This window comes from Mesorhizobium sp. M7A.F.Ca.CA.004.06.1.1, from assembly GCF_003999135.1.
GTDB lineage: Bacteria > Pseudomonadota > Alphaproteobacteria > Rhizobiales > Rhizobiaceae > Mesorhizobium.
Genome location: NZ_RZPQ01001074.1, coordinates 1 through 1,491 on the forward strand (window position 1 = coordinate 1; position 1,491 = coordinate 1,491).

Sequence of the window (1,491 nt, forward strand, 5' to 3'; positions counted from 1 at the left end):
AAAGTGAATTTCAACTTCGCGCTCTATCGCCGCCCCGACCAGTACCGGCGCATTTCCGAACCGGCCTGAGATCGAAACTTGATGGCCCCCAGCGAAACCAGCCAGGACACGGCGCCGCGCGCGACCGAGCCGCTGTCGCTCGGCGAGATCGTGGAAAACGGTCTCTGCATCGGTTGCGGGCTCTGCCGTTCGATCGCCGGTCCCGGCAAGGTCGAGATGGCGATGACGCCGGAAGGGCGCGAGCGGCCGGTGGCGATGCAGGTGTTGGTCAGGTCGACGCTGACGCGGGTCAACGCAGTCTGCCCGGGAACGCGCATCGCCGGTCCACCGCCGGCGCAGGCGAGCAATGCAGCGTTGACGGACACCGTCTGGGGCCCCGCCGAACGGCTTGTGCTCGGACGCGCGGGAGATCCCACGGTGCGGTTTGTCGGATCGGGAGGCGGTGTGCTGACGGCGCTTGGGCAATTTCTGCTGAGCTCGGGACGCGTCAAGTTCGTGCTGCATGTCGCCGCATCACGCTTACAGCCGATGCGCAATGAGCGGCGCCTGAGCTTCGATGCCGTTTCGATGATCGAGGGCGCCGGCTCGCGCTACGGCCCCACGGCGACGCTGGTGGATTTCGACGACATCCTTGATCGCGGCCAGCCCTTCGCGCTGATCGCCAAGCCTTGCGATATCACCGCCGTGCGCAATTTGGCGCGGCTCGATCCGCGCGTCGACCGATATATGCGCTATGCCCTGGCCTTCGTTTGCGGCGGCGCATCGGACCTTTCGAAATCGGAACAGGTGTTGCGGCGTTTCGGCCTCTGCGAGGACGAGCTCACGCTTTTTCGCTATCGCGGCCATGGCAATCCCGGCCTCAACCGGATCGAAACCAGGGACGGCCGCGCCTTCGAACTCACCTATCGGCAGTTGTGGGAGGACGAGGACAAATGGATGACCCAGCCGCGCTGCAAGATCTGTCCGGACGCGATCGGCCAGGTGGCGGATATCGCGGTTCATGACGCCTGGCTGAATGGTGGGCCGGCGGTCGAGGATGAGCTGCTCAACAGCATCATCGTGCGTACCGGGCGCGGCCTCGAACTGTTCGATGCGGCCGTCGACGCCGGCGCTCTGGAGATCAAGCGCGAGACCGGCATTGCCGAAATCAGCGAGTTGCAGTCGCACCAGGTGCGCAAGCGGCGCGCCGTCTGGGCGCGGCTGAAAGGCATGGCGATCGCCGGCAGGCCGGTGCCTTTTGTCACCGATCTCGCCCTTGCAGATTGCGCCGCGCAGAATTCGCTGGCGGAGAATCTGGCCGAGGGGCGCGGCGCTCGCGACCGCGCGCGGCGCGGACGCCTGGGTGAGCCGCCTGCCGTGCCGCGCGAAGGCCGGGCAATCATGTTGAAGGATGGGTTGAGATGAATGCCGCCGAGGAAACGGACGTCATCATTATCGGCGGCGGCATGGCCGGTGCCGGTGCGGCCTTCGAGATATCCCACTCCGCAAAGG

Annotated in this window: 1 protein-coding gene; it reads left to right on the plus strand. The window is 66.0% G+C overall.

Annotated elements, in window-relative coordinates:
* Positions 1-81 precede the first annotated feature (81 nt).
* Entirely contained in the window at positions 82-1,404 is a 1,323-nt protein-coding gene (locus EN906_RS33940) for a Coenzyme F420 hydrogenase/dehydrogenase, beta subunit C-terminal domain (protein WP_127269644.1), read from the plus strand.
* Positions 1,405-1,491: the final 87 nt, after the last annotated feature.